The sequence below is a fragment of the Vibrio sp. 10N.222.49.C9 genome (genome assembly GCF_041474985.1).
GTDB classification, from domain to species: Bacteria; Pseudomonadota; Gammaproteobacteria; order Enterobacterales; family Vibrionaceae; genus Vibrio; species Vibrio crassostreae_C.
On sequence record NZ_JBFRVD010001359.1, the window covers coordinates 1 to 319 of the forward strand.

1 pseudogene is annotated in these 319 nt (G+C 51.1%); it reads right to left on the minus strand.

The window, feature by feature from the left end:
- Positions 1–311, minus strand: a pseudogene (locus tag AB4585_RS28280) (DUF58 domain-containing protein); the annotation flags it as partial.
- Between the last annotated feature and the right edge of the window lie 8 nt (positions 312–319).

The following is a 319-nucleotide window of genomic DNA, read 5'->3' on the forward strand; positions in this document are numbered from 1 at the left end:
GAGAAGTCGCTAAGACAAATTAGCTCGCTGCCCTTACGGCACAGATTAGCAAGGGCATGAAAGGGATCACGCTGCTCATCGGTGAGAGTAGTGCCTCCCATAGTTAACCCTTGATTATGGATCTCGCACAAGCGGTTGAGTAGCTGAAGCACAGCGGTTTTCGAGCTAGATGGACGTATCTCTGTCAGCGTATCGCCGCAGCGGATTATCGCCCCTACACGGTCCTTGCTACCAATAGCAATCCAAGAAAGTAACGCCGCTAGATGACACAGTTGTACAGACTTGAAGAGCAGTTGGGTTCCGGTGAACATACTCGGAG